Origin of the sequence: Stenotrophomonas maltophilia (genome assembly GCF_006974125.1) — a bacterium.
Classification (GTDB): domain Bacteria; phylum Pseudomonadota; class Gammaproteobacteria; order Xanthomonadales; family Xanthomonadaceae; genus Stenotrophomonas; species Stenotrophomonas maltophilia_O.
Map to the genome: position 1 here is coordinate 931,128 of NZ_CP037858.1, position 25,652 is coordinate 956,779.

Annotated in this window: 27 protein-coding genes; 18 read left to right on the forward strand and 9 right to left on the reverse strand. The window is 67.5% G+C overall.

The window, feature by feature from the left end:
• Positions 1-63 precede the first annotated feature (63 nt).
• The 3 genes from EZ304_RS04295 to EZ304_RS04305 form a co-directional block, all read right to left on the reverse strand.
• On the reverse strand, positions 64-1,101 hold the full coding sequence (locus tag EZ304_RS04295) for a LacI family DNA-binding transcriptional regulator (protein ID WP_032129774.1): 1,038 nt from the start codon (positions 1,099-1,101) through the stop codon (positions 64-66).
• A 149-nt stretch (positions 1,102-1,250) separates the two neighbouring features.
• Positions 1,251-1,526: a BolA family protein gene (locus tag EZ304_RS04300; protein ID WP_428999714.1), complete on the reverse strand. Its 276-nt coding sequence runs from the start codon at positions 1,524-1,526 to the stop codon at positions 1,251-1,253.
• On the reverse strand, positions 1,523-1,822 hold the full coding sequence (locus tag EZ304_RS04305; RefSeq protein ID WP_005410329.1) for a YciI family protein: 300 nt from the start codon (positions 1,820-1,822) through the stop codon (positions 1,523-1,525). The genes EZ304_RS04300 and EZ304_RS04305 overlap by 4 nt, the downstream gene beginning before the upstream one ends.
• A 374-nt stretch (positions 1,823-2,196) precedes the next feature.
• On the opposite strand from EZ304_RS04305, the gene EZ304_RS04310 reads away from it, so the two are divergent.
• From EZ304_RS04310 to EZ304_RS04325, 4 genes are all read left to right on the forward strand, one after another.
• On the forward strand, positions 2,197-3,102 hold the full coding sequence (locus EZ304_RS04310) for a segregation and condensation protein A (protein ID WP_106550038.1): 906 nt from the start codon (positions 2,197-2,199) through the stop codon (positions 3,100-3,102).
• A 13-nt stretch (positions 3,103-3,115) separates the two neighbouring features.
• Entirely contained in the window at positions 3,116-3,991 is an 876-nt protein-coding gene (scpB, locus tag EZ304_RS04315; protein WP_142806381.1) for an SMC-Scp complex subunit ScpB, read from the forward strand.
• Positions 3,984-5,618 (forward strand): pseudouridine synthase, encoded by a 1,635-nt coding sequence (locus EZ304_RS04320; protein WP_142806382.1) that lies wholly within the window; start codon positions 3,984-3,986, stop codon positions 5,616-5,618. The genes scpB and EZ304_RS04320 overlap by 8 nt, the downstream gene beginning before the upstream one ends.
• 208 nt (positions 5,619-5,826) lie before the next feature.
• Positions 5,827-6,072, forward strand: coding sequence for a protein L (locus tag EZ304_RS04325; RefSeq protein WP_142806383.1), 246 nt, complete (start codon positions 5,827-5,829; stop codon positions 6,070-6,072).
• A 68-nt stretch (positions 6,073-6,140) separates the two neighbouring features.
• On the opposite strand, the gene EZ304_RS04330 is transcribed toward EZ304_RS04325, so the two are convergent.
• Positions 6,141-6,941 carry an AraC family transcriptional regulator gene (locus EZ304_RS04330; RefSeq protein ID WP_239503741.1) on the reverse strand — a complete coding sequence of 267 codons (801 nt, stop codon included), beginning with the start codon at positions 6,939-6,941 and terminating at the stop codon, positions 6,141-6,143.
• 78 nt (positions 6,942-7,019) lie between these two features.
• Here EZ304_RS04330 and EZ304_RS04335 point away from each other — a divergent pair, with 78 nt between their 5' ends.
• Positions 7,020-8,156, forward strand: coding sequence for an MFS transporter (locus EZ304_RS04335; protein WP_099551837.1), 1,137 nt, complete (start codon positions 7,020-7,022; stop codon positions 8,154-8,156).
• Here the strand turns inward: EZ304_RS04335 and EZ304_RS04340 are convergent.
• The 3 genes from EZ304_RS04340 to EZ304_RS04350 form a co-directional block, all read right to left on the reverse strand.
• Positions 8,137-8,571, reverse strand: coding sequence for a hypothetical protein (locus EZ304_RS04340; RefSeq protein WP_099551838.1), 435 nt, complete (start codon positions 8,569-8,571; stop codon positions 8,137-8,139). The genes EZ304_RS04335 and EZ304_RS04340 overlap by 20 nt on opposite strands.
• A 103-nt stretch (positions 8,572-8,674) precedes the next feature.
• Entirely contained in the window at positions 8,675-9,481 is an 807-nt protein-coding gene (locus tag EZ304_RS04345) for an amidohydrolase (protein ID WP_142806384.1), read from the reverse strand.
• A 14-nt stretch (positions 9,482-9,495) separates the two neighbouring features.
• Entirely contained in the window at positions 9,496-10,644 is a 1,149-nt protein-coding gene (locus EZ304_RS04350; protein WP_142806385.1) for a pyridoxal phosphate-dependent aminotransferase, read from the reverse strand.
• Between the two features lie 246 nt (positions 10,645-10,890).
• Here EZ304_RS04350 and ccmA point away from each other — a divergent pair, with 246 nt between their 5' ends.
• The 11 genes from ccmA to EZ304_RS04405 all read left to right on the forward strand — a co-directional run bounded on the left by ccmA (position 10,891) and on the right by EZ304_RS04405 (position 19,119).
• Positions 10,891-11,460, forward strand: a complete 570-nt coding sequence (ccmA, locus tag EZ304_RS04355) for a heme ABC exporter ATP-binding protein CcmA (RefSeq protein WP_428999722.1) — start codon at positions 10,891-10,893, stop codon at positions 11,458-11,460.
• Positions 11,457-12,152: a heme exporter protein CcmB gene (gene ccmB, locus EZ304_RS04360; protein ID WP_142806386.1), complete on the forward strand. Its 696-nt coding sequence runs from the start codon at positions 11,457-11,459 to the stop codon at positions 12,150-12,152. Before ccmA ends, ccmB begins: the two co-directional genes overlap by 4 nt.
• A gap of 43 nt (positions 12,153-12,195) precedes the next feature.
• On the forward strand, positions 12,196-12,966 hold the full coding sequence (ccmC, locus tag EZ304_RS04365) for a heme ABC transporter permease CcmC (protein WP_142806387.1): 771 nt from the start codon (positions 12,196-12,198) through the stop codon (positions 12,964-12,966).
• Positions 12,963-13,151, forward strand: a complete 189-nt coding sequence (locus tag EZ304_RS04370) for a heme exporter protein CcmD (protein ID WP_099551844.1) — start codon at positions 12,963-12,965, stop codon at positions 13,149-13,151. The genes ccmC and EZ304_RS04370 overlap by 4 nt, the downstream gene beginning before the upstream one ends.
• Positions 13,148-13,609 (forward strand): cytochrome c maturation protein CcmE, encoded by a 462-nt coding sequence (gene ccmE, locus EZ304_RS04375; protein ID WP_142806388.1) that lies wholly within the window; start codon positions 13,148-13,150, stop codon positions 13,607-13,609. The genes EZ304_RS04370 and ccmE overlap by 4 nt, the downstream gene beginning before the upstream one ends.
• Positions 13,610-15,529 (forward strand): heme lyase CcmF/NrfE family subunit, encoded by a 1,920-nt coding sequence (locus EZ304_RS04380; protein WP_142806389.1) that lies wholly within the window; start codon positions 13,610-13,612, stop codon positions 15,527-15,529.
• An 8-nt stretch (positions 15,530-15,537) separates the two neighbouring features.
• Positions 15,538-16,155, forward strand: a complete 618-nt coding sequence (locus EZ304_RS04385) for a DsbE family thiol:disulfide interchange protein (RefSeq protein WP_142806390.1) — start codon at positions 15,538-15,540, stop codon at positions 16,153-16,155.
• Between the two features lie 4 nt (positions 16,156-16,159).
• Positions 16,160-16,609, forward strand: coding sequence for a cytochrome c-type biogenesis protein (locus EZ304_RS04390; protein WP_142806391.1), 450 nt, complete (start codon positions 16,160-16,162; stop codon positions 16,607-16,609).
• Positions 16,603-17,589: a tetratricopeptide repeat protein gene (locus EZ304_RS04395; protein ID WP_142806392.1), complete on the forward strand. Its 987-nt coding sequence runs from the start codon at positions 16,603-16,605 to the stop codon at positions 17,587-17,589. Before EZ304_RS04390 ends, EZ304_RS04395 begins: the two co-directional genes overlap by 7 nt.
• A 72-nt stretch (positions 17,590-17,661) precedes the next feature.
• The gene (gene metX / locus EZ304_RS04400) at positions 17,662-18,774 is read left to right on the forward strand and encodes a homoserine O-acetyltransferase MetX (RefSeq protein WP_142806393.1); all 1,113 of its coding nucleotides are present in this window, start codon (positions 17,662-17,664) and stop codon (positions 18,772-18,774) included.
• On the forward strand, positions 18,775-19,119 hold the full coding sequence (locus tag EZ304_RS04405) for a DUF1294 domain-containing protein (RefSeq protein WP_142806394.1): 345 nt from the start codon (positions 18,775-18,777) through the stop codon (positions 19,117-19,119).
• A 90-nt stretch (positions 19,120-19,209) separates the two neighbouring features.
• Here the strand turns inward: EZ304_RS04405 and cydC are convergent, their stop codons facing one another.
• Both cydC and cydD read right to left on the reverse strand, forming a co-directional pair.
• Positions 19,210-20,883 carry a thiol reductant ABC exporter subunit CydC gene (gene cydC / locus EZ304_RS04410; protein ID WP_099551852.1) on the reverse strand — a complete coding sequence of 558 codons (1,674 nt, stop codon included), beginning with the start codon at positions 20,881-20,883 and terminating at the stop codon, positions 19,210-19,212.
• Entirely contained in the window at positions 20,880-22,625 is a 1,746-nt protein-coding gene (gene cydD, locus EZ304_RS04415) for a thiol reductant ABC exporter subunit CydD (RefSeq protein ID WP_142806395.1), read from the reverse strand. Before cydD ends, cydC begins: the two co-directional genes overlap by 4 nt.
• Positions 22,626-22,853: 228 nt before the next feature.
• Between cydD and EZ304_RS04420 the strand changes: the two genes are divergently transcribed.
• Together EZ304_RS04420 and cydB are read left to right on the forward strand one after the other, a co-directional pair.
• The gene (locus EZ304_RS04420) at positions 22,854-24,443 is read left to right on the forward strand and encodes a cytochrome ubiquinol oxidase subunit I (protein ID WP_049443555.1); all 1,590 of its coding nucleotides are present in this window, start codon (positions 22,854-22,856) and stop codon (positions 24,441-24,443) included.
• A gap of 15 nt (positions 24,444-24,458) precedes the next feature.
• Complete coding sequence (gene cydB / locus EZ304_RS04425; protein ID WP_142806396.1) at positions 24,459-25,610, forward strand: cytochrome d ubiquinol oxidase subunit II; 1,152 nt, start codon at positions 24,459-24,461, stop codon at positions 25,608-25,610.
• The last annotated feature ends 42 nt before the right edge of the window (positions 25,611-25,652 follow it).

Genomic DNA, 25,652 nt, shown 5'->3' on the forward strand with positions numbered 1-25,652 from the left:
GGGTGGCGGTAACCGCTCGCGCGGTACCTGCGATCAATCAAAAAAGAAGGAACGCCTCTGGCTTCAATGGCCCGATGGCGGAGTGGTGGAATCGCGAACTATCAAGCGGGGAACCAGGGTCTGCTTGTCCCCTGTCCCGTCCGTGGAGGTGCCGTCCATCAACTGCAGCAGGCGCGTCATGGCCCGGTCGCCGAGCTCGGCGATGCTGACCTGCATGGTGGTCAGCGACGGGTGGACGAAACGCGCCAGTGGAATGTCATCGAAACCCGCCAAGGCGACATCGGTCGGAACACGGACACCGGCCTGCGTGAATGCATACAGGCATCCCAGGGCCATCATGTCGTTGGCGGCGAACACGGCATCAGGCAGCGCTCCGGCTGCCAGCAACTCCTGACCGGCGCGATGGCCGGAAGCTTCGTCGAAATCACCGGGCAGCTCGATGCCCTCGGCGCCACCGCCAAAAGCCGCCAGCGCGTCACGGAAGCCGCGCAGGCGCTCGCGCGCGTCGAAGTTGAGATCCGGGCCAGAAATGAAAGCGATGCGACGGTGGCCGGCATCGAGCAGATGGCGGGTCATCGCCATCGCACCGGCATGGTCGTCGATGCTCAGCACCGGGTGGTCCTGCCCGGGCAGATAGGTGTTGATCAACACCGTTGGCAACGACTGCGGCAGGTTGTCGGTCAGGAAACCGGGGCTCTCGGCATAGGGTGAGAGCACCAGCAGGCCATCGACGCGGCCGCGCATGGCGCGCAGGGCCGCGCCCTGCTGCTCCTGGTCACCGTGGTAGCTGGACACCAGCAGGTGCTGGCGGCGGCTACGGGCGACGTTGTCGATGCCACGCATCAGCTCGGAGAAGAACTCGCCGTACAGGTCCGGCAGCACCACGCCCACCGTATTGGTGCGGCGGCTGCTCAGGCTGCGGGCGGCGGCGTGCGGGGTGTAACGCAGCCGTGCGGCCACCTCCAGCACAAGCTGGCGGACCGGTTCGGCGACATTTTCATGCCCGTTGAGCGCGCGGGAAACCGTGGCCACGGAGACCCGGGCTTCGCGAGCGACGTCTTTGATTGTGATAGCTGCCTTGTTCACGAAGCCGCCCTCCACGGCTTGGACCTACCAGCATTGGCGCGGAATGTAAGCGTTTCCATCTGGGCTTGTAAACAGTCCGTTAGGCGAATGTCCCGAAATGGACATGGAAATCTGTCTGCAGCGAGCCCCCGCAGGGACCCGCCAGGACAGCGTGGGACAAGGGCTCAGCCCTGTTCTGACGGGGTCTGCGCGCGGATGGACAACGCGTGGATGTCGGTCTCCATCATCGCCCCCAGTGCGGCGTACACCGCGCGATGCCGGGCCAGCGGGCCCAGTCCGGCGAAGCGTTCACTGACGATATGCAGGTTGAAGTGACCGCGGCCATCGCGCGCACCGGCGTGGCCGGCATGCCGATGGCTGTCGTCTTCGATATCCAGCACGCTGGGGGCCAGCGCCTGCTGCAGTGCATCACGCATCCGCTCGATGCGCTCCGCGTTCACGGCAGGACCTTGCGGAACGGACGCACCTGTACATGGGTGTAGACACCCGCGGCTACGTAAGGGTCGGCATCGGCCCAGGCCTGGGCCTGCACGAGCGACTCGAACTGCGCGATCACCACCGAACCACTGAAACCGGCCGGGCCCGGGTCTTCGCTGTCTACTGCCGGGCACGGCCCGGCCAGCAGCAGGCGGCCTTCGTCGCGCAACGCGTGCAGGCGCGCCAGGTGTTCCGGCCGCGCCTGCAGCCGCTGCGCCAGCACATCCTGGCCGTCATAGCCTTCAATCACATACCACACGGCATTTCCTCGCTTGCGTTGTCGGGTGCGCAGATTCTAGCCAATGCGGCCCCCGCCCCGGCCCGGCTGGACACTGGCGCGACAAAGGCTTACCCTAGACTCCATTGCACGTGGCTGGATGCAGCAGCCCGTCGGTTTTTGCGGCCAACGCAGCCCCCGACGACCGTTCCGCTGCTTCAAACCGGGCCATCCGGCCGGGCCACGTAGACGACCTCCCCGTAGTTCCGTCGCTGCCGTTTCCTGCGGCGCGTCCTGCTGTTTTACCTGTGTGGAATCGCGCCGATCCCGGCGTGTCTGGTGCCCTGGGGCTCCGTGGCGTTGGCCCGGCGACCCCGGTGCCGCGACTGGTCCGTTGCAATCCTGATGTCCATTAGATGACTTCCGAACTCGCGCTCGACGCGAACCCGCCAACCCGGCCGCCCGCCCCCCAGCAGCAGGAAATGCCGCTGGCCGTGGTGCATGGGCAACCGGTCCTGCAGATTCCGCAGGACCTGTACATCCCGCCGGACGCGCTGGAAGTCATCCTGGATGCCTTCGAAGGCCCGCTGGACCTGCTGCTGTACCTGATCCGCCGCCAGAACCTGGATGTCCTGGACATTCCCGTGGCCGAGATCACCCGGCAGTACGTGGAATACATCACCGTGATGCGCGAGCTGCGCTTCGAGCTGGCCGCCGAGTACCTGGTGATGGCGGCGATCCTGGCCGAGGTGAAGTCACGCATGCTGCTGCCGCGCCCGGTCAGCGAGGAAGGCGATGAGGCCGACCCGCGCGCCGAGCTGGTGCGCCGGCTGCAGGAGTACGAACGTTTCAAGCAGGCCGCCGAGGACATCGATGCCCTGCCCCGCCAGGACCGCGACACCAGCCTGGCCCACGCCTTCATGCCCGAACGCGCTGCGGTGAAGCTGCCGCCGCCGGTGGACCTGAAGGAGATGCTGCTGGCCCTGCACGACGTGCTCAAGCGCGCCGAGCTGTTCAGCGGCCACGCCATCAAGCGTGAGGCACTGAGCGTGCGGCAACGCATGGGCGAAGTGCTGGGACGCCTGGAAGATGGCAAGTTCTATCGTTTTGAAGGCTTGTTCACGGCCGAAGAAGGCAAGCTGGGCGTGCTGGTCACGTTCCTGGCGGTGCTGGAACTGGCCAAGGAACAGCTGCTGGACATCGTGCAGGAAGAACCGCTGGCGCCGATCTACGTGAAGTCGCTGGCCGCCGGCAACACCAATGCCCCGCTGCAGTTCAGCAGCGAGTTCGACGACAACGACGCCGCCAACGAGAACGAGTGAGCGCTGACTGCCGATGGACCAAACGCTGATCAACCGCATTGTCGAGGGTGCCCTGCTGGCCTCCAGCCAGCCGCTCACCCTGGCCCAGCTGAAAGACCTGTTCCCGGAAGAGGAGCCGGCACCGCCGGGCAGCATCGAACGTGCGCTTGAGCGCCTGCGCGAAGCCTGCGGAGGCCGTGGCGTGGAACTGGTCGAGGTCGCCTCCGGCTTCCGCTACCAGGTGACCGGCGAAGTGCATGGCTGGATCAGCCGGCTGTGGACCGAACGCAAGACCCGCTATACCCGTGCCACCCTGGAAACCCTGGCGCTGATCGCCTACCGGCAGCCGATCACCCGCGGCGAGATCGAGCAGGTGCGCGGCGTGGCGGTCAGCAGCAACATCATCCAGGCACTGGAAGAACGCGAGTGGATCCGCGTGGTCGGCCACCGCGACGTGCCCGGCAAGCCTGCCCTGTTCGGCACCACCAAGGGCTTCCTGGACTACTTCGGCCTGAAGCGATTGGATGAGCTGCCGCCGCTGTCGGAACTGAAGGACCTGGGCGAGCTGGAACCGCAGCTGGCCCTGGACCGTGACGCCCCTGCCGCCGCCAGTGCCGACGGTCCGGACATTTCGGCTGGCGCCGATGGCGCTGCCGCGAACGATGACGCCGGCCTGGCCGGCAGCAATACCCCCGATTCCGCCGATGCAGCGTCTGCGCCGGCTTCCGATGAGCAAGCACCTTCGCCCCTCGATGATGGGCACCCCGATTCCGCGCCGGGCGAGCGCGCGGTGACCCTGAACGAACGCGAAGACAACGCCGTCGCGATGACGACCGTGGCTGTTGACCAAGCCGATTCCGAACCAGAGGCCGACCTCGAAACCGTCGGCCGGAGCAAAACTGATGAGTGACACCCCCCGTAACAAGCTCTCGCTCAAGCGCGAAGCCACCTCCGAACAGTTCAAGCTGGAAGAGCGCCTGCACAAGGTGCTGGCCCAGGCCGGTCTGGGTTCGCGCCGCGCGCTGGAACAGCGCATCGCCGAAGGCCTGGTCAAGGTCAACGGTGAAGTCGCGCAGACCGGCATGTCGGTCAAGAGCGGCGACAAGATCGAGCTGGATGGCCGCGGCTTCGTCGCCACCGCACTGGCCGAACCGTCGCGCGTGCTGGTCTACAACAAGCCGGAAGGCGAAGTGACCACCCGCGAAGACCCCGAAGGCCGCCCGACCGTGTTCGAATCGCTGCCGCCGCTGAAGGGCGCGCGCTGGATCGCGATCGGCCGCCTGGACATCAACACCACCGGCCTGCTGCTGGCCACCACCGACGGTGAACTGGCCAACGCCATGATGCACCCGTCGTTCGAGGTCGAGCGCGAGTACGTGGTGCGCGTGCGCGCCCCGGAAGGCGAGGAGAAGGTCTCCGACGCCATCGTCGACCGCCTCGCCCGCGGCGTGGCACTGGAAGACGGCCCGGCCAAGTTCGACGAGATCGAACGCATCGGCGGCACCGATTCGCACGACTGGTTCCGCGTCGTGGTGAAGGAAGGCCGCAACCGCGAAGTGCGCCGCCTGTGGGAATCGCAGGGCTGCCAGGTCAGCCGCCTGAAGCGCACCCGCTATGGCAAGGTGAGCCTGCCGCGCGAACTGGCCCGCGGCCATTCGGTGGAACTGGGCACCGCCCAGGTGGAAGCCCTGCGTGCGCAGCTGAAGCTGGAAGAAGGCGCGCCGTCGGCACTGACCCTGCAGCCGGTGATCGGCCAGCGCCGCGCCGCCAAGACCACCGTGCGCGTGCGCGAAGGTGGCCGTGGCAATGCCTACGTCAACGGCCACAACACTGCCGACGAAGGCCGCGAGCTGCGTCGTTTCGACAACGTCCGCGAAGACCGCGGCCGTGGCCGCGGTGGCAAGGGCGGCGGTTTCAAGGGTGGCCTGACGGTCAGTGGTGAAGCCGCGGCCAAGCAGTCGCAGAAGCCGTTCAAGCAGCGCCCCCAGAAGAACGACCGTTCGCTGCCGGAAGGCAACCCGGCCGCATTCCGTACCTGGTACGTGCCGGACGGTGTCAGCACCGGCCCGAGCGGCCATCGCAATGCCGGTCCGGGCGCACGCGGCCCGGGTGCCCGTGGTCCGGGCGCGGGCGGCCAGGGCCGTCCGTACGGCAAGCCGAAGGGCCCGGGCGCTGGCGCCGGTGGCGGCCAGGGCTGTGGCGGCTTCGGCGGTGAAGGCCGCGGCGGCGCAGGCGGCCAGGGTCGTCCGGCCGGTGCGGGCAACCGCTCGCAGGGCCAGGGCAACAAGCACCCGTATGGCCATCCGGGCAATGCCCCGAGCTTCCCGTCCGACCACGCCACCCCGGGCTTCAACCCGTATGGCAGCCCGAAGCCGGCGCAGGGCGCCCGTCCGGGCGGTCGCGGTCCGGGCGGCGGCAACCGTGGCCCGGGCGGCAATCGCGGCCCCGGCGGTCCGGGTGGCAACCGTGGCCCGGGTGGCCCCGGCGGCAACCGCGGTCCGGGCGGCCCGCGCCGCAGCGGCCCGCGCGGCGGCTGATCGCTGCCCTCGCTGAAATAAAGAACCCCGGCTCCGGCCGGGGTTTTTCTTTGTCTGGTGCAACGATCCGCGGGTAGATCCACGCCACGCGTGGATGAAAAGCGTGCATTAGGAATTCTTTGAAAACCTGAAATCAGTGCCACGGGTCGACGCGGGCAACGCGATGAACGCCTATCGTGACCCCTCATCCCCGTACAAGGAAACGACGATGGCATGGCATACCAGCGGCTCTGTGCTGACAGCGGTAAACCCCACCAATACCTGGTGGAACACAGTCTACGGCCCGGGCAACATTGTTCCCGTTTCAGGCATCTACGTCTGCCTCGGCTGCAGACGCGAGATCACGAGCAATCAGAACGACCCCTTCCCGCCCCAGTCGCATCATCAGCACTCCACCCAGCAGGGCAGCATCCGCTGGAAACTCAATGTACGCACGAACACCGACGGCGCCTGATGTAAAACAGGGGACGGAGGGGATTAAGTCGTTTTTGCCACACTGCGAATTGGCAAGGCAAAAACGACTTAATCCCCTCCGTCCCCTTTTGCATGACGCTGGAAAGCGGCAGGCGTGGTGCCCACCATGCTGCGGAAGAACGCAATGAATGGGCTTTCCGCGGAGAAGCCGATGTCCTGCGCAACATGTGCGACGCGATGACCCAGCAGCAGGAGCTCCATGGCCCGCATCAGCCGCCATTGCTGGCGCCAGGCCTGGTAGCCCATGCCGGTATCGCGTTGCATCAGCCGGCCGACGGTACGCACGCTCAGGCCCGCACGCGCGGCCAACTCGTCCAGTTCGGGCGGCAGCTGTCCGGCCAGCGGCAGGCAACGTGCAATCCGCGGATCGCGCGGTAAAGGCAGATCCATCGGCGCCACCGGTGCAGCGGCGATTTCCAGCACGCACAACGCCAGTTGATGGTGCGCGCGCGGCGACTGCCAGTCATGGTCGAACGGTGCCTGCGCGATCGGCTCCAGCAGAGCCTGCAGCAGGGGACCGACGCCGATGATCACAGGCTGCTGCGGAAGCTGTGCCGACAATGCGGCATCGAAATACAAGGAACGGTAGTCCACGGTCTGGCGCATCTGTGCCCGATGACGCAGCCCGCCGGGAATCCACGCCGCGCGCGAGGGCGGCAGCAGGCTGATGCGGTCACCGAAGGTCAGACGCGTGCAGCCCCGCCGCGTGTACAGCAACTGCGCCCGCGCGTGCTGGTGCCAACCCGAATCATGATCGGCCAGCGACGACGCGATGCCCAGCACCGGTGCGCTCCAGGCGTCGGCATCGAAGTGCGCATCCGGCTGCAGCCAGGCCATGTCCGATTTCATCCACTTCCTGACCGGATAGACAGAGTACGCCAGTACGCCAGCCACCACAATGCGCGGCCCTGTTTGCGGAGCGCCCGCATGTCGCGTCGCCTGTTGTTGCTCACCATCGCGCTGCTGATGTTCCCCCAGCTCGCGCAGACCCTGTATAGCCCTGCCCTGGCTGATCTCGCCGGGCGCTTCGCACTGCCACCCGGCGCCGCCAGCCAGGCCATGAGCCTGTACCTGTTCGGTTTTGCCATTGGTGTCCTGCTATGGGGGCGGCTGGCCGACCATATCGGCCGTCGCCCTGCCCTGCTCTGCGGTCTGGCCGTGTTCGCACTGGCGGCCTGCAGCGGCCTGCTGGCCAGCACATTCGGCCAGGTCCTGCTGGCACAGGCACTGGCCGCACTGGGTGCGGCAGCGGCCTCGGTGGTAACCCAGACCGTACTGCGCGACCACCTGGAGGGACCGGCGTTGGCGCAGGCGTTCTCGTGGATCGGCATGGCGTTGGCCTTGAGCCCGGCGATCGGGCTGGCACTGGGTGTGCTGCTGGTGGACAGCCATGGCTATGCCGGCGTGCAGGCCGGCCTGCTGCTGATTGTCATCCTGCTGATGCTCGGATGCGCATCCGGCCTGCAGGAGAGCCGCCCTGCCGAAGTCGTGCACACGCCACTGCTGCCACTGCTGCGGCAACTGCTGCGTGATCGCTGGATCTGGTCACAGGCACTGCTGGTGATGGCGTTCAACGTAGCCATGTACAGCTGGTACGCGCTGGGCCCGTTCGTGTTCGAACGCCTGCACTGGCCGCTCGCCTGGTTCGGCGCCAGCGGCGCGGTGCTTGCACTGGGTTCGGCGCTGGGTGCCTGGGGCAATGGTCGCCTGCTGCGCGCGGGCGTTGCTTCCGTCACGCGTATCCGGCTCGCCGCAGGGCTGGTCCTGGCCGGTGGCCTGTTGGCTGGATTGCTGCGCAATCAACCGGCACTGGTCGCGGCGATGGTGCCGGTGGTGGCCGGTTTCGGCCTGGCCATCCCCAATGTGCTGGGCCAGGCCCTGCGCGGATACCCGCACTGCCTGGGCAGTGCGGGCGCCTTGTTCGGACTGCTCTACTACCTGTTGATCGGCGTAGCGATGGCCGTGGTCGGTGCACTTCAACTGCTGGCACCGACACTCATCGTGTGCGGCCTGCTTGCACTGTGGCTGCAGCGGCCGGCCCTGCTCAACGCCGGCTCAGGGTGAACGCCGTGCCGTCCACACCCAGATCCCAGCCCTTGCCGGTGCCGGACAGGGCCAGTGAGATATCGCCCTTGGTCATCACCTGCGCATTGCTGGACTTCACCGCGCCCGCATGCGCGCCAACCGATGCATAAGTGCCCAGCAGCTCGTTGACGCTCGCGGCGCCGGTGAAGCTGCCACGCCCGTTGGTGATCTTCGACTTGCCCACAGTCAGGCCACCGCCCTTCATCTGGATGCGCACCGGCATGCTGGCGCCATTGCTGCAGGAGACCGTGCCATTGCCGGATGCGGTCTTGTAGATCAGCGACCAACCGGACAGGTTGTAGCGCAGCTCGCAATCGAGATTGCCGGCAGCGTGCGCGGCCGGGGCCAACGATGCGGCGGACAGGGCCAGCAGCAGGGCGAAGGACGTGTTCATGGCAGGACTTCCAGTTCGGTCGGACTGGCCGCGAATCTAGCAGCGCGCGCGTGCAGGTTGGATGCAGGCGCGCGCCCTGGTGCGGCAACGTTCAGGCCGTCGTTCAGGCCTGTTCGTCCAGGTGGAAGGCATCGGCATCAAGCATGGCCGGGAAGCGCGCGCGGTGCGCGGCCAAGGCTTCGGCCGAGATGGTGGTGGTGACCACCTGTTCGCGTTCGCGGATCTCCACCTGCGGCTGGCCAAGGAAATCGATCACCGCGCTGTCGCCGGCGTAGTGCAGCTGGTTGCCGTCCACGCCGATGCGGTTGACCGCCGCCACGAAGCACAGGTTCTCGATCGCCCGTGCGCGCAACAGGGTCTTCCACGCGTAGGCACGTGCCGACGGCCAATTGGCGACGAAGACCTGCAGGTCGAAATCCATCTGCCCTGCCCGCTCCACGTTGTAGCGGTTGCGGCAGAACACCGGGAAACGCAGGTCGTAGCAGACCTGCGGATTGATCCGCCAGCCTTTCCATTCCACGCTCAGGCGCTCACGGCCGGCGGCATAGCGTTCGTGTTCACCGCCGTAGCGGAACAGGTGGCGCTTGTCGTAGTACTGCAGGTTGCCATCGGGCGTGGCGAACAGCAGGCGGTTGTAGACGCCTTCGCCATCACGCAACTGCACGCTGCCGATCACTGCCGCGTTCAAGGCCTTGGCCTGTTCGCGCACCCAGGTCACGGTCGGCCCATCCATGCCTTCGGCCTGGGCGATGGCTTCGTTGGAGAAGCCACTGGTGAAGGTCTCCGGCAGGATCACCAGGTCGGTGGTGCCGGCCAGCGGTGCCAGCAGCGCGCCGTAGTAGGTGCGGTTGCCGGCCGGGTCGTGCCAACGGGTGTCGCCCTGGACGAGGGAAATGCGCAGGTCCTGCATGTCCACGCCTCCGCTCACAGCAGGCGCAGGCGTTCGATCGCCGCGTCCATGGTCGCTTCATTCTTGGCAAAGCACAGGCGCACCAGGCGCTGGCCGGCCGGCGGATTCTCGTAGAACGGCGACAGCGGGATGGCAGTGACGCCCTTCTCGATGGTCAGCCACTTCACGAATTCGTGGTCGGGCAGATCGCTGATGGCCGAGTAGTCGACCAGCTGGAAATAGCCGCCCGGCACCGGCAGCGCCTTCAGGCGGGTACTGGCCAGCTGCTCGCGGAAACGGTCGCGCTTGGCCTGGTAGAACGCGCCCAGCTCCAGATGGTGTTCCGGCTCGTCGCGGATCATCGCGGCGAAACCGTACTGCGCCGGGCCGAAGCTGGTGAAGGTGTTGTACTGGTGCACCTTGCGGAACTCGGCGGTCAGCGCCGGCGGGGCGATCGCATAACCGATCTTCCAGCCGGTGCAGTGGTAGGTCTTGCCGAAGCTGGAGATGACGAACGCGCGCTCGCGCAGTTCCGGGTAGCGCAGCGCCGATTCATGGCGGCGGCCGTCGTAGATGATGTGTTCGTACACCTCATCGGAGATCAGGTAGATCTGCGTGCCACGCAGCAGCTCGGCCAGCGCCTGCATGTCGGCCTCGTCCAGCATCGCGCCGGACGGGTTGTGCGGGGTGTTGACGATCAGCATGCGGGTACGCGGGGTGATCGCCGCACGCACGCGGTCCCAATCGACCGCGAACGTCTGCGGGTCCAGCGAAACGTGCACGGCCCTGGCACCGGCCAGGTCGATCGCCGGCTCGTAGCAGTCGTAGGCCGGGTCGAGCACGATCACTTCCTCGCCCGCACGCACCACGGCGTGGATGGCATTGAAGATGGCCTCGGTGCCGCCGCTGGTGACGGTGATCTCGCTGTCCGCATCGACCTGCGCGCCGTAGCAGTCCAGCGCCTTCTGCGCGATGGCCTGGCGCAGCGGCGCCACGCCGGTCATCGGCGGGTACTGGTTCAACCCGGCGGCCATCGCCCTGGCGGTCTCGTTGATCAGGCGCTGCGGCGCGGAAAAGTCCGGGAAACCCTGGCCCAGGTTGACCGCGCCGTGTTCGGCGGCGAGCTGGGACATCACGGTGAAGATCGTGGTACCGACCTTGGGCAGCTTGGTGTTGGGTTGCATCGGCCTGGGATATGGGGAGACAGGCCACTGAGTTTACGCAATCCCTGCTTCGGTAGTGCCGGCCGCTGGCCGGCAACCCGGGACTATCTGCGACGCTTGGTCGCGCCTGCCGGCCAGCGGCCGGCACTACCCGGTGAATTCACCGCTACAATTGCCGCCGCACTCCGGCATGAAGACCCCTGGCCCTTGAACACCCCTGCATTGCTGGCCGCCAGCGGCCTGAGCTTCTCCCGCAATGACGAGCCGGTGTTCGGCCCGCTGGATTTCCATGTGGACGCCGGCGAAGCCCTGCTGGTGCAGGGCGGCAACGGCGCCGGCAAGACCACCCTGCTGCGCGTGCTGGCCGGCCTGGCCCGGCCCGGCGCCGGCCAGGTGCGGATCGACGGCAAGCCGGCCAGCAATGCCGAGCGTGCACGCTATGTGGCCTACCTCAGCCACCTGCCGGCCCTGAAGCCGGACCTGGATACGCTGGAGAACCTGCACTTCCTGTGTGGCCTGCACGGTCGCCGTGCGCGGCAGATGCCGGGTAACGCGCTGGCCATCGTCGGCCTGGCCGGCTTCGAGGACACCCTGGTACGCCACCTGTCGGCCGGGCAGAAGCGCCGGCTGGCACTGGCGCGCATCTGGCTGTCGCCGGCGCCGCTGTGGCTGCTCGACGAACCCTACGCCAACCTCGACCTGGAGGGCATCACCCTGGTCAACCGGATGATTTCCGCGCACCTGCGCGCTGGTGGCGCGGCACTGGTCACCACCCACGGCGCCTATGCCGCACCGCCGGTGCGTACCCGCCAGCTCGACCTCGGCGGTGCCGCATGATCGCGCCGGGCACCGAACCGGGCCTGTGGCAGACCGCGGGCGCGCTGCTCAAGCGCGACGTGCGCCTGCTCTGGCGCCGTCGCGGCGATGCGCTGCAGCCGCTGCTGTTCGCGGTGCTGGTGGTGGTGCTGTTCGCGCTGGCCCAAGGCCGCGAGCCGCAACTTCTCGCCGCCACCGCAGGCGCGGTGCTGTGGCTTGCGGTGCTGCTGGCCGGCCAGCTGTCGCTGGATTCGCTGTTCCGCTCCGATGCCGAAGACGGCTCGCTGGAACAATGGCTGCTGGCGCCGGTGCCGCTGGCCTGGCTGGTGCTGGTGCGCGTGCTGCTGCACTGGGCCACCACTGCCCTGCCGCTGATCATCGTCAGCCCGTTGCTGGCCGAAATGCTGCATCTGCCGCATGACCAGCTGCCGATGTTGCTGGCATCGTTGCTGCTGGGAACGCCGTTGCTGAGCCTGATCGGTGGCGTGGTCGCCGCGCTGACCGTAGGCATCCGACGCTCTGGTATTCTCGTGGCGTTGCTGTCGCTGCCGCTGTACGTGCCGGTGCTGGTGTTCGGCGCGGGCAGCCTGGCGGCAGCCGGACGCGGACAGGATCCGGTCGGTGCGCTGCTGATGCTGGGCGCCGGCCTGCTGGTCGCGCTGGTGCTGGCGCCGTTGGCCACCGCCGCTGCAATACGCATTTCTCTGAGTTGACCGAGCTGAGAGCCAATCCACCCCTGCTGGATAGCCGCCACGCATGAATCCGATTGTCCGCTGGTTCCACCAACTCGGTTCGCCCCCCACGTTCGACCGTTTCGCTGCCCGCTGGTCGCGGGTCTTCTACCTCGCGGCGGTGCCGGTGCTGCTGGTCGGCATGTGGCAGGCGCTGCTGGTGGTGCCACCGGAAGCCAAGCAGCTGGACAGCTTCCGCATCCTCTACATCCACGTGCCCAGTGCCTGGATGAGCCTGTTCGTATTCGCGCTGATGGCGCTGTATGCGGCCATTGCGCTGATCTGGCGGATCAAGGTCTGCGAGATCCTGGCCATGGCCTGCGCGCCGATGGGTGCCGGCTTCACCCTGATCACCCTGCTGACCGGCAGCATCTGGGGCAAGGGCACGTGGGGCACCTGGTGGGACTGGGACCCGCGCATGACCAGTGAACTGGTGCTGCTGTTCCTGTACCTGGGCGTGATCGGCCTGTACCACGCCATCGAGGACCGCCGCAGCGCCGCGCGCGCGGCCGGCCTGCTGGCCATCGTCGGCGTCAGCCTGCTGCCGGTGATCCGCTATTCGGTGGACTGGTGGGGCGGCCTGCATCAGCGCCAGTCGATCAACGTATTCGGTGAATCGGCGATCAGCAGCGCGATGATCGCGCCGCTGTGGTGGATGGTGATCGGCACCAAGTTCTGGTTCGCCGGTTCGGTGCTGGCCAAGGCCCGCGCCGACAATCTCGACCGCGAGGCCGGCAAGGCCTGGGTCGGTGGCCGGGTCGATGCCGCACGCGCGGCCGGGGAGGCCCGATCATGACCCACCTGCCCTATGTGATCGGCGCCTACGCCGTGTTCGTGCTGGTGCTCGGCGCCGATGCCATCGGTTCGTGGCTGCGCCTGCGCGTGGCGCGCCGGTTGGCACTGGCCCGCCAGCAACGGCAGCAGACCCGCGCCGGCAGGCAGGACGCAGCGGCATCGCTGCCGACGGAGCTGGAACGATGACGCCCGTACAACGCCGCCGCCTGGTGTGGGTGCTGCTGGCCCTGCTCGCCTCCGGCCTGGCCACCGCGCTGGTGGCGATGGCGCTGGAGCGCAACATCGCCTACCTGTACACGCCTGCCGAAGTACTGCGCGGCGATGTCGATGCACAATCGCGCTTCCGCCTCGGCGGCATGGTGGTGAAAGGCTCCTTCAACCGACCGGTAGGCTCGCTGGAGGCACGCTTTGAAGTGACCGACGGCGACGCGCAACTGGCAGTGACCACGTCGCGGATCCTGCCGGACATGTTCGCCGAAGGTACCGCGGTGGTCGCCAGTGGCCGCCTGCAGGACGGTGTCTTCGTCGCCGACGAAGTGCTTGCCAAGCACGATGAAAAATACGTGCCGAAGGAAGTGGCCGACAAGATGGGCGATGCCCATCGCAAGCACGACGTGCCGGTGACGGCACCCGAGGTGCGCTGAGTGCTGCCCGAACTGGGTCAGATCCTGCTGTTGTGTGCGTTGCTGGCCTCGCTGCTGCAGGCCGGCCTGCCGCTGGTCGGCGCGCAGCGCAACAACACGGCGTGGATGGCGGTGGCACGGCCGGCGGCCTTCGCGCAGCTGCTGCTGCTCGCAGGTGCGTTCGCGGCGCTCACCGCCGCGTTCGTGCAGCAGGACTTCTCGGTGCGCTACGTGGCCGAGAACTCCAATTCGCTGCTGCCGATGGTCTACCGCTATTCGGCGGTATGGGGTGCGCATGAAGGCTCGCTGCTGATGTGGGCGCTGGTGCTGGCGCTGTGGACCGGCGCGGTGGCGCTGTTCTCACGGCACCTTCCAGCGCAGGTGCAGGCGCGCGTGCTGGCGGTGATGGGCATCGTCAGCGTCGGCTTCCTCGCCTTCCTGATCTTCACTTCCAACCCGTTCCTGCGCCTGAACCCGGCGCCGCTGGAAGGGCGCGATCTCAACCCACTGCTGCAGGATCCGGGGCTGATCATCCATCCGCCGATGCTCTACATCGGTTACGTGGGCTTTGCGGTGCCGTTCGCGTTCGCGGTGGCCGCGCTGCTGGAAGGTCGCGTGGATGCGCGCTGGCTGCGCTGGACGCGGCCCTGGACCAACGTCGCCTGGGGCTTCCTGACCCTGGGCATCGCCCTGGGCAGCTGGTGGGCCTACTACGAGCTGGGCTGGGGTGGCTGGTGGTTCTGGGACCCGGTGGAGAACGCCAGCTTCATGCCATGGCTGGTCGGTGCGGCACTGATCCATTCGCAGGCCGTCACTGAAAAACGCGGCACCTTCGGCAGCTGGACCCTGCTGCTGGCGATCGCGGCCTTCGCGCTGTCGCTGCTGGGCACCTTCCTGGTGCGCTCCGGTGTGCTGACCAGCGTGCATTCATTCGCTGCAGATCCGTCGCGCGGCCTGTTCATCCTGGTGTTCCTGTCGGTGCTGGTCGGCGGCAGCCTGCTGCTGTACGCGCTGCGCGCCAGCCAGCTGAGCGTGGACGCCGACGATCCGCGCCGCGGCTTCACCGCCACCTCGCGCGAGACCCTGCTGCTGGCCAACAACCTGCTGCTGGCCACCGCCTGCGCGATGGTGCTGCTCGGCACGCTGTATCCGTTGCTGGCCGATGCGCTGTCGCTGGGCAAGATCTCGGTCGGCCCGCCCTACTTCGGCAGCCTGTTCCTGCTGCTGATGGCCCCGATGGTGCTGCTGTTGCCGTTCGGCCCGCTGGTGAAGTGGCAGCGCGACCAACCTTCACGTGCATTCGCGCTGCTGGCGCCATGGCTGGGGCTTGCAGTGCTGCTGGGCGCGCTGGCCTGGTGGAAGGCGCCGCAGAACGGCTGGAAGGCAGGCCTTGGCGTCGCCGCGGCGGCCTGGGTTGGAATCGGCACTGCGCGCTTCGTCTGGCAGCGCCTGCGCGGCAACGGCCGCTTCACCGCCGAAATGCTCGGCATGATCGTCGCCCACACCGGCATCGCCGTGTTCCTGGCTGGCGCGCTGCTGGTGGAAGCCTTGAACGTGCAGCGCGAAGTGGCGCTGGCGCCGGGCCAGCAGCTGGTGGTCGGTCGCTACGAAGTACGCTTCGAAGGCGTGGACCATCGCGAAGGGCCGAATTTCATCGCCGACCGGGGCCATCTGCGGGTGTTCCGCGACGGCCGCGAGCAGGCCCTGCTGCACCCGGAGAAGCGCCAGTACGCCAGCGGCGGCCAGGTGATGACCGAGGCCGGCATCGATGCACGCTTCGACGGTGATGTCTACGTGGCATTGGGCGAGCCGCTGGGCAACAATGCGTGGGCGGTACGGGTGCACATCAAGCCGTTCGTGCGCTGGATCTGGCTGGGCGCGCTGCTGATGGCCCTGGGCGGATTCATCACCGCCGCCGACCGCCGTTTCCGTCGTCCGTAGGAGTTCCCATGTCCGAGTCCCCCGCCCCGCGCCCTTCCCGCCCGCTGCCGCCGGTAGCCATCGTGATCGGCGTGCTGTTCTTCTTCGGCCTGCTTGGGCTGATGATCTACGGGGTGATGAAATCGGGTGATCCGCAGCGCGACGTGCTGCCCTCGGCGCTGATCGACAAGCCGGCGCCAGCGTTCGCGCTGCCGGTGCTTCACGACCCGGAAATGATCGTGCACAGCGACGAACTGCGCGGCGCGCCCTACCTGTTGAACGTGTGGGGCAGCTGGTGCGCCGCCTGCCGCGAGGAACACCCGGTGCTGACCCGTTTCGCCGAGAGCAAGCGCGTGCGCGTGATCGGCTACAACTGGAAGGACGAACCGACCGATGCCCTGCATTGGCTGGAACAGCTGGGCAATCCGTTCATGGTGGTGCTCAGCGATGTCGAAGGCCGCACGGCGATCGACTGGGGCGTGACCGCTGCACCGGAAACCTTCCTGGTAGACGGCAGTGGCATCGTGCGCTGGAAATACAGCGGCGCGATGACCCAGCGCGTGGTCGACGAGAAGCTGATCCCGGCGCTGGAAAAGATCGAAAAGGCCCAGGGCAATGCCGGCAACACCCTGCACACGGCGCCCTGAGCCCATGCGCTGGCTGCTGGTGCTGCTGTTCCTGATGCTGCCGCTGGCCGTGGTGGCACAGCAGCCGCTGCATGATCCGCAGCCGCTGCAGTTCCGCGATGGCGCCGAAGAACGCCGCTTCCACGACCTGGCCGCGCAGCTGCGCTGCGTGCAGTGCCAGAACCAGTCGCTGGCCGATTCCAACGCACAGATCGCCCAGGACCTGCGCCGCGAGGTGCTGCAGCTGATGCAGCAGGGCCACGACGACGCGCAGATCAAGCAGTTCCTGGTCGCGCGCTACGGTGAGTTCGTGCTCTATCAGCCACCGTTGCAGCCGGGCACCTGGCTGCTGTGGGGCGGTCCCCTGCTGATGCTCGGCGCCGGCGCACTGGTGGTACTGGGCATTGTCCGCCGCCGTGGCCGTACCGTTGGCGCAGCACCGGCCGGCAAGGCCGAAGAAGGAGACGGATGGTGAGCCATTGGCTGCCGCTGCTGGCCGGGCTGGTTGCTGCGCTGATGGCAGCGCTGGTGCTGTGGCCGTTGCGCCACCACGGTCGTCGTGGTTTCGCGGTGGGCGTGATTGCGCTCGGCGTGGCCGGCGCCTGCCTTTACCTTCTGGTCGGTGATCCACGTGCTGCGCAGGTGCAGCCGCCGCCGTCGGTGGCCACCCTGCGCGATGGCGTGCAGGCCCTGCAGGATGCGTTGAAGCGTGACCCACAGCGGGCCGATGGCTGGACCCTGCTGGGTCGTTCGCAGGCCGAACTGGGCAATACCTCAGCTGCGGCGGACGCGTTCGCGCGTGCCGCAGCATTGGCACCGGATGATCCGGGCGTACTGGTGGAAGCCGCACAGGCACGTGCGCAGGCCGATGCCGGCAAGCAGTTCGATGACACCGCAATGGCATGGCTGCAGCAGGCGCGCACGCTGGCACCCGATGCCGAGCGCACCAGCTGGCTGCTGGGCATCGCCCTGCGCCAGCGGGGCCGGAATGCCGAAGCCGCCGACGTCTGGAGCAGCCTGCTGCCGCGACTGGAGCCGGGTGCCGCGCAGGCACTGCAGGCGCAGATCGCCATCGCCCGCGAAGCCGCAGGCCAGACGCCAGGTACTGCCCCTGCGGCGGCGGCACTGCTGCAGGTACGCGTGCAGCTGCCTGCAATGAAGGCGAACGAGTGGCCAGCCAGCACCCAGGTGTTCGTGCTGGCCCGCGCCGTGGGTGGACCGCCGATGCCGGTGGCCGCTCGCAAGCTGCCGCTGGCCGGCTTCCCGGCCACGGTCGGGCTGGGCGACGGTGACAGTCCGATGCCAACCGCACCGCTGTCGGCACATCGCGAGGTGGAAGTGCTGGCACGCATCTCGCGTACCGGTAGCGCCAACCGCAGCGAGGGCGACCTGCAGAGCGTGCCGGTGAAGGTGAGCCTGCCGCATGACGGCCTGGTGGAGCTGCGGTTCCCGTAAATCCCGTGCCGCTGCGCTCGCCGGGCATGGCCCGGCGGATGCATGCGTACCCACCACCGGTAGAATGCCCGCATGACTGAATTCATCCCGCCCGGCAGCCGCTTCCACGCCCTGCCCTCGCCCTTCCCGTTCAAGCGCGGCGGCGCCCTGCACGGCGCGCGCGTGGCCTATGAAACCTGGGGAACACTGGCGGCCGACGCAGGCAACGCGATCCTGATCGTGACCGGCCTTTCGCCGGATGCGCACGCAGCGGCCAACGACGCCGATCCGGCGCCGGGCTGGTGGGAAGGCATGGTTGGTCCCGGTAAGCCGATCGATACCGACCGCTGGTTCGTGGTCTGCGTGAACTCGCTGGGCAGCTGCAAAGGCTCCACCGGCCCCGCTTCGCTCAATCCGACCACAGGCGAACCGTATCGCCTCGACTTCCCCGAGCTGTCGATCGAAGACGGCGCGCGCGCCGCGATCGAAGTCGTGCGTGCCCTGGGCATCGAACAGCTGGCCTGCGTGGTCGGCAATTCGATGGGCGGCATGACCGCACTGGCCGTGCTGATGCTGCACCCGGGCATCGCGCGCAGCCACGTCAACATTTCCGGCAGTGCGCAGGCGCTTCCCTTCTCGATCGCGATCCGTTCGCTGCAGCGCGAGGCGATCCGTCTTGATCCGCGCTGGAACGGTGGCCACTACGACGATGCCGAATACCCCGAGTCCGGCATGCGCATGGCGCGCAAGTTGGGCGTGATCACCTACCGCTCCGCCCTGGAATGGGATGGCCGCTTCGGCCGTGTGCGGCTGGATTCGGACCAGACCGATGACGATCCGTTCGGCCTGGAATTCCAGGTGGAAAGCTATCTGGAAGGCCACGCACGGCGCTTCGTGCGTTTCTTCGATCCCAACTGCTATCTGTACCTCAGCCGCTCGATGGACTGGTTCGACCTGGCTGAGTATGCCGACGGCGACGTGCTGGCCGGGCTGGCGAAGATCCGGGTGGAGAAGGCGCTGGCGATCGGCGCCAACACCGACATCCTGTTCCCGGTGCAGCAGCAGCAACAGGTCGCCGACGGCCTCCGTGCCGGCGGCGCCGATGCGCGCTTCATCGGCCTGGAGTCGCCGCAGGGCCACGATGCCTTCCTCGTCGATTTCGAGCGTTTCGGCCCGGCCGTGCGCGGCTTCCTCGACGCGCTGTAAGTGGCATGGCGGCGTAATCTCGCGCTGGCCGCGTTCGGCGCGTTGGTCGCGCTGATGATCAGCGGCGTGCTGCCACTGTGGCTGGGTGGTTGGTGCCTGCTGGCCAGCGCGGTGTCGTTCGGCCTGTACGGCCACGACAAGCGTGCGGCGCAGCGAAAGCAGTCGCGCATTCCCGAGCGCACATTGCAGTTGCTGGCCTTTGCCGGCGGTTGGCCTGGCGCGCTGCTGGGCCAGGCGATGTTCCGCCACAAGCACCGCAAAGCCGCGTTCCAGTGGGTGTTCTGGCTGTGCGTGCTGGCCAACGTGGCCTCGATCGCGGTGATGCTGCGCGAGTTCTCGCGGTAACCGTTCGAACCGGTAGTGCCGGCCGCTGGCCGGCAATCACGTATCGGTGTGAAGCCCATGAGGTTGCCGGCCAGCGGCCGGCACTACCATTCACGTTTCCCGCGCCAGGACGCCGTCACGCAGGCGGTACTGCGCATCGACCACGCCTTCGGGCAGGTCGTCGTGGGTGATCATCAACAGGCTGCGCCCGTCCAGCAACCCGGAAAGGTCCTGCAGCAACGCACGTGCGGTATCCACATCCAGGCCTTCGGTCGGTTCGTCCAGCAGCAGGATCGGCGCATTGCGCAGCAGCGCACGCGCCAGCGCCAGACGTCGTGCCTGGCCGGCCGACATCGTCGCGCCGTTCTCGCCCACCCAGGTCTGCAGGCCGCCGTTGCGCTCGGCCCATTCGCCCAGGCGCACGCGACGCAGCACCGCCCACAACGCTGCGTCGCTGGCATCGGGATCACCCAATCGCAGGTTCTCGGCCACACTGCCGGCAAACACCGGCGCGTTCTGCGGCAGCCACGCCAGTTGCCGGTGCCAGTCGGCCTGGGCGAAATCACGCAGATCGCGGCCACCGTAGGTCAGCCGTCCCTGCTGCGGATCCCATAGCCGCAACAGCAGGCTCGACAGCGTGGTCTTGCCGCTGCCGCTGTCGCCGCGAATCGCGATGCGCTCGCCCGGCGCCAGGGTCAGCTGCAGGCCGGACAACACCGGCCGCGCTGCACCCGGCCACTGGAAATGCACGTCATCCCAATGCACGCGCGCGGCCTGCGGCACCGCCTGCGGCGCCTGCGGATCCTCCACCGTCGGCGGTTGCTCGACGATGGCCTGCAGGCGATCGGCGGCGATGCGCCCGGACTGCAGCGACTGCCAGGCCAGGCCCATGCCCGCCCACAGTTCGATCAGTGCCACGGTAAGGAACACCAGGCCCGCCGCCATTTCCGGCGGAATGCGCTGCTGTTCGGCCGCATGCAGGGCCAGTGCCAGCATCGCCACCAGCCCCAGCCCGGCGACCAGGCCATGCAGGGTCGAGGCCGCGATCAGGCGCCAGCGCCGACGGCGATCCCGAGAAGCCAGCTGCTTGGCAGCCACGCGCACCTTCAACTGCCACGCTGCATCGGCGTGCAACGCGGCCAGGTCACCCGCGCCTTCCAGTCCTTCGAAGGCCGCGGTACGCAGGGCAGCGCGATGCGCGGCACGGTCCGCCTCTTCATCGTCGTGGCCACGCACGCCCAGCCACGGCACGCCGAAGGCGATCAGCAAGGCGAGCACCGCCAGCAGCACCGCGGCCGCCGGCAGGATCAGCGCCGCCGATACAACCGCCACCAGCGTCAGCGCACCCAATGCCACCAGCGGCCCGATCGCACGCACCAGCAGGCCATCCACCTCATTGATGTCACCCAGCAGGCGTGCCAGCAGTTCGCCGGTACGCGTGGCACCCAACCGCGCCGGTGCGAGTGGCAGCGCGCGGCGGAAGAACCACACGCGCAGATCGCGGGCGATGCGCAGCGTGGCATCGTGACCGACCAGCTTTTCGAAGTAGCGCGACACGATGCGCGCCATGGTCAAGCCGCGGATACCCGCCGATGGCGAGAAGAAATTGAATCCCTGCCCCAGGCCCGCCGCACCGGCCAGCGCGGCTGCAGTGAGGAAACCACCGGACAGGCCCAGCAGTGCGGTGCCTGCCAGCATCGTGGTCCACAGCAGCAGCACGGTCAGCAACAGGCGCGGACGATGGCGGAGGAACACGGCGCGCAGCGAATCGGGCGAACGGCTCATGCGCGCACCGCCTGTGACGGTTCCACCAGGCGGCCTTCCGGCAACAGCAGGCAGCGGTCGGCCCAGGCGATCACCGCCGGGCTGTGGGTGGCGACCACCACGCTGCGCCCGCGGGCATAGGCGGCCAGGCTGCGCAGCAGCGCGGCTTCGGTATCGGCATCGAGGAACGCAGTGGGTTCGTCCAGCAGCAGCACCTGCGGGTCGCGCAGCAGCAGGCGGGCCAGGCCGATGCGGCGTGCTTCACCACCGGACAGACCGAAGCCGCGCTCACCGATCACAGTATCCAGTCCCTGCGGCAGGCGCTGCGCGAACTGCAGCACCTGCGAGGCCTCGGCCACTGCGCGCAACCGCGCATCGCTGGCACCGGGATCGGCCAGGCGCAGGTTGTCGGCAATGCTGCCGTGGAACAGGTACGGGCGCTGGCTTGCATAGGCCACCTGCACACCAGGACGCAGCTGCAGTTTGCCGGCACGCGGCGGCAGCCAGCCGGCCAGCGCTTCCAGCAGCGTGCTTTTGCCGGACCCGCTGGGGCCGACCAGGGCCAGCCGTTGGCCCGGTTCCAGCAGCACATCCAGATCCTGCAGCACATCGTGCGGCGCACCCAGCGGGCGCAGCACCAGCCCCTGCGCCTGCAGCGGCGGCAGGGCAGCCTCGGCCGGTTCCACCGCCAGCGGTGCAACCTCGCTTTCGATCAAGCCCTGCTCCTCGGGCAGCGACTGCAGCAGGCGCTCTACTTCGGCGGCAGCGGCCAGTGCATTGGCACGGTCGTGGTAATGCGCGGCCAACCGCCGCAGCGGCGCGTAGAACTCCGGTGCCAGCAGCAGGCAGAACAGGCCCGCGCCCAACGTCGGCACCATCGAATGCAGCGACATCATGCCCAGGTAGCTCAGGCCCAGGTACAACGCGACCATTGCCACGCTCACCGAGGCGAAGAATTCCAGTACCGTGGACGACAGGAAGGCGATGCGCAGCACCTTCAGGGTGCGCACGCGCACCCCTTCGGCGGCGGCCTCGATACCTTCCAGCTCGGCCTCGCCACGGCCATACAGGCGCAGCAGGCCCAGGCCCTTGATGCGATCAGCGAAGTGGCCGCTCATCCGCGCCAGTTCGCCCAGCTGCGCGCGCCCGGCGGCTTCGGCGCCCCAGCCCACCAGCATCATGAAGAACGGCACCAGTGGCGCGGTGAACAGCAGGATCAGCGCCACCACCCAGTCCACCCAGGCCACCGCGGCCAGGATCAGCAGTGGCACCACCACCACTTCGGTGCGCACCGGCAGGAAGCCACTGTAATAGCTCTCGATCGCATCGCCGTGATGCAGCATCAGTTCGCCCAGCTCACCGGTGCGGCGTTGCCGCAGCCACAGCGGGCCATGCCCGAGCAGTCGCGCGAACACGCGCTCGCGCAGGGCCAGCCGCGCGGCATCGGCCACATCACCGGCAGCCGCCTGGGTGGCACTGCCCAGCAACGTGCGCACGACCAGGATCGCCGCCAGCCCACCCAGCACCGGCAGGCCCGATGCCAACGGCGCGCGCTCTACCAGCACCTGCTGCACCAGCCAGGCAATGGCGGCAGCCTGGCCGATCAGCAGCGCTCCGGACAGGCTGATGCACAGCGCCGCCAGGCGCTGGCGGCCTCGAGCGGCGCGCGCCAGATCAGCCAGCCAGGCCGCGCGTACGCGCCGCTGGCGGGCGGTTTCAGCTTCCGGGGAAAGGCCGTCAGGGGTCGTTTCGGCAGCGCTCAAGGGGTCTTCACGGGCATCGGGGGAGACACGGCATTGTAGGCGCAGGCAACAGCCCGCCCCTGCGGCCGGCGGTCGCAGTCTTCATCAGGTTGGCATACGATCAACCGGGGCACCTGTTCATACATTGATCTGGATCAAGGCTGTTTGAAGTAGTCGGTCACATCATTCACGTCGTAGACCACCCTTCCCGCCACCTGCAACGGCACTATCCAACGAGGTAGCCAGGCCATGATTGATCAGACAGTCGTAGAACTGTCGCGGCTGCAATTCGCGCTGACCGCGATGTACCACTTCCTATTCGTACCGCTCACCCTCGGCCTGTCCTTCATGGTGGCCATCATGGAGAGCGTGTACGTGATGACCGGCAAGGAGATCTGGCGCAGGATGACCCTGTTCTGGGGCGTCCTGTTCGGCATCAACTTCGCCATGGGTGTTGCCACCGGCATCGTCATGGAATTCCAGTTCGGCATGAACTGGTCCTACTACAGCCACTACGTGGGTGACATCTTCGGTGCGCCGCTGGCGATCGAAGGCCTGATGGCATTCTTCCTGGAAGCCACCTTCGTCGGCCTGTTCTTCTTCGGCTGGAACCGCCTGAGCAAGGTCAAGCACCTCATGGTGACCTGGCTGATGGCGCTGGGTACCAACCTGTCGGCGATCTGGATCCTGATCGCCAACGGCTGGATGCAGAACCCGACCGGTGCGGTGTTCAACCCGGAAACCATGCGCATGGAAGTCGTCGACTTCATGGCCGTGGTGTTCAATCCGGTGGCACAGGCCAAGTTCGTGCATACCGTCAGTGCCGGCTACGTGACCGGTGCGGTGTTCGTGATGGCGATCAGTGCCCTGTTCCTGCTGCGCAACAAGCACAAGGACCTGGCCCGTCGTTCGTTCGCGGTGGCGGCTGCGTTCGGCCTGCTGTCCTCGCTGTCGGTGGTGGTGCTGGGTGACGAGAGCGGTTACGCCGCCAGCGAACACCAGAAGATGAAGCTGGCCGCGATCGAAGCGATGTGGGAAACCGAGCGTGCACCGGCCGACTTCACCGCCTTCGGCATCCCGAACCAGGAAACCCACCAGAACGACTACGCGGTGAAGATCCCGTACCTGATGGGCCTGATCGCCACCCGTTCGTTGAACCAGCCGATTCCGGGCATCCTGGAACTGGTCGAGCGCGCCGAACACCGCGTGCGCGGCGGCCAGCTGGCCTACGGTGCATTGGAACGCCTGCGCGCCAACAAGAACGACGTTGAAGCACGCGAGATGTTCGACCGCCACTGGCAGGACCTGGGCCACGGCCTGCTGCTCAAGCGCTACCGCGACGACATCCTCAACGCCACCCCGCAGGAAATCTCGCAGGCGGCGATGGACACCGTGCCGCGCGTGATGCCGCTGTTCTGGACCTTCCGCGTGATGGCCGGTCTCGGCTTCTACTTGATCGCGTTCTTCGCGCTGGCCTTCTACTACTCCTGCCGCAACAACTTCCAGGACAAGCGCTGGTTCCTGCGCCTGGCCCTGTGGACGCTGCCGGCGCCGTGGATCGCGATCGAGTGCGGCTGGTTCGTGGCCGAGTACGGTCGCCAGCCGTGGGCGGTGGATGGCGTGCTGCCGACCTTCTATGCGGCATCGGGCCTGGCCCTGCACGAAATCGTGCTGACCCTGGCCGGCTTCACCGCGATCTACACCGCGCTGATCGTGGTCGAGATCAAGCTGATGCTCAAGGCGATCCGCAAGGGTCCGGACGAGGTGCTGCCGTCGCTGCAGTCCCCCCAGCCGCATGCTTCCCACAATGCCTCGGCGCCGGCCGCCGGCCAGGCCTGAGGCAGGAGAACCAAGATGGATTTCATTCTTCTGGACTACACCACGCTGCGCGTGATCTGGTGGCTGCTGCTCGGCATCCTGCTGATCGGTTTCGCCGTGATGGACGGTTTCGACCTGGGCGTGGGCACCCTGCTGCCCTTCGTTGCCCGCAATGACGCCGAGCGCCGGCTGGTGATCAACACCATCGGCCCGGTCTGGGAAGGCAACCAGGTGTGGCTGGTGCTCGGTGGCGGTGCGATCTTCGCCGCCTGGCCGCCGCTGTATGCGGTCAGCTTCTCCGGCTTCTACCTGGCGATGTTCGTGATCCTGTTCGCCCTGATCCTGCGTCCGGTCGGCTTCAAGTTCCGCAGCAAGATGCCGAGCGAGCGCTGGCGCAACACCTGGGACTGGGCGCTGTTCATCGGCGGCTTCATCCCGGCGCTGATCATGGGCGTGGCGGTGGGCAACGTACTGCTGGGCGTGCCGTTCCACTTCGATGACAGCATGCGCATCTTCTACACCGGCTCGTTCTTCGGCCTGCTGATGCCCTTCGCACTGTTGGCCGGCCTGCTCAGCGTGTCCATGCTGGTCGCCCACGGTGCCGCCATGCTGGTACTGAAGACCGACGGCCCGGTGGCCGAACGTGCAGCCCGCTTTGGCAGCATCGCTGCGATCATCGCCTTCGTGCTGTTCGCCGTGGGCGGCGCATGGGTGGCCTTCGGCCTGCCGGGGTACCAGATCACCTCGCAGGTGGTCACAGATGGCGCCACCAATCCGCTGCTGAAGACCGCCGAACTCGGCGCCGCCGGTGGCTGGATGCGCAACTACAGCACGATACCGGCCACGATCCTGGCCCCACTGCTCGGCCTGGCGGGCCTGCTGGCCAGCGCGGTGCTGCTGCGTGCCCGTCGTGGTGGCCTGGCCTTCATCGCCTCCGGTGCGGCCATCGCCGGCATCATCCTGACCGTCGGCTTCGCCATCTTCCCGTTCCTGCTGCCGTCCTCCAGCCAGCCCACCTCCAGCCTGACCGTGTGGGACGCCTCGTCCAGCCACCTGACCCTGTGGATCATGCTGCTGGCCACGGCGGTGTTCCTGCCGATCATCATCGGTTACACCACTTGGGTGTACCGCGTGCTGAAGGGCAAGACCACCACCGAAGAGATGGGCAACAACCCCAACGCGTATTGATTGCTTGCACGTGTGCCGGCCAACGGCCGGCACCTACCCGGA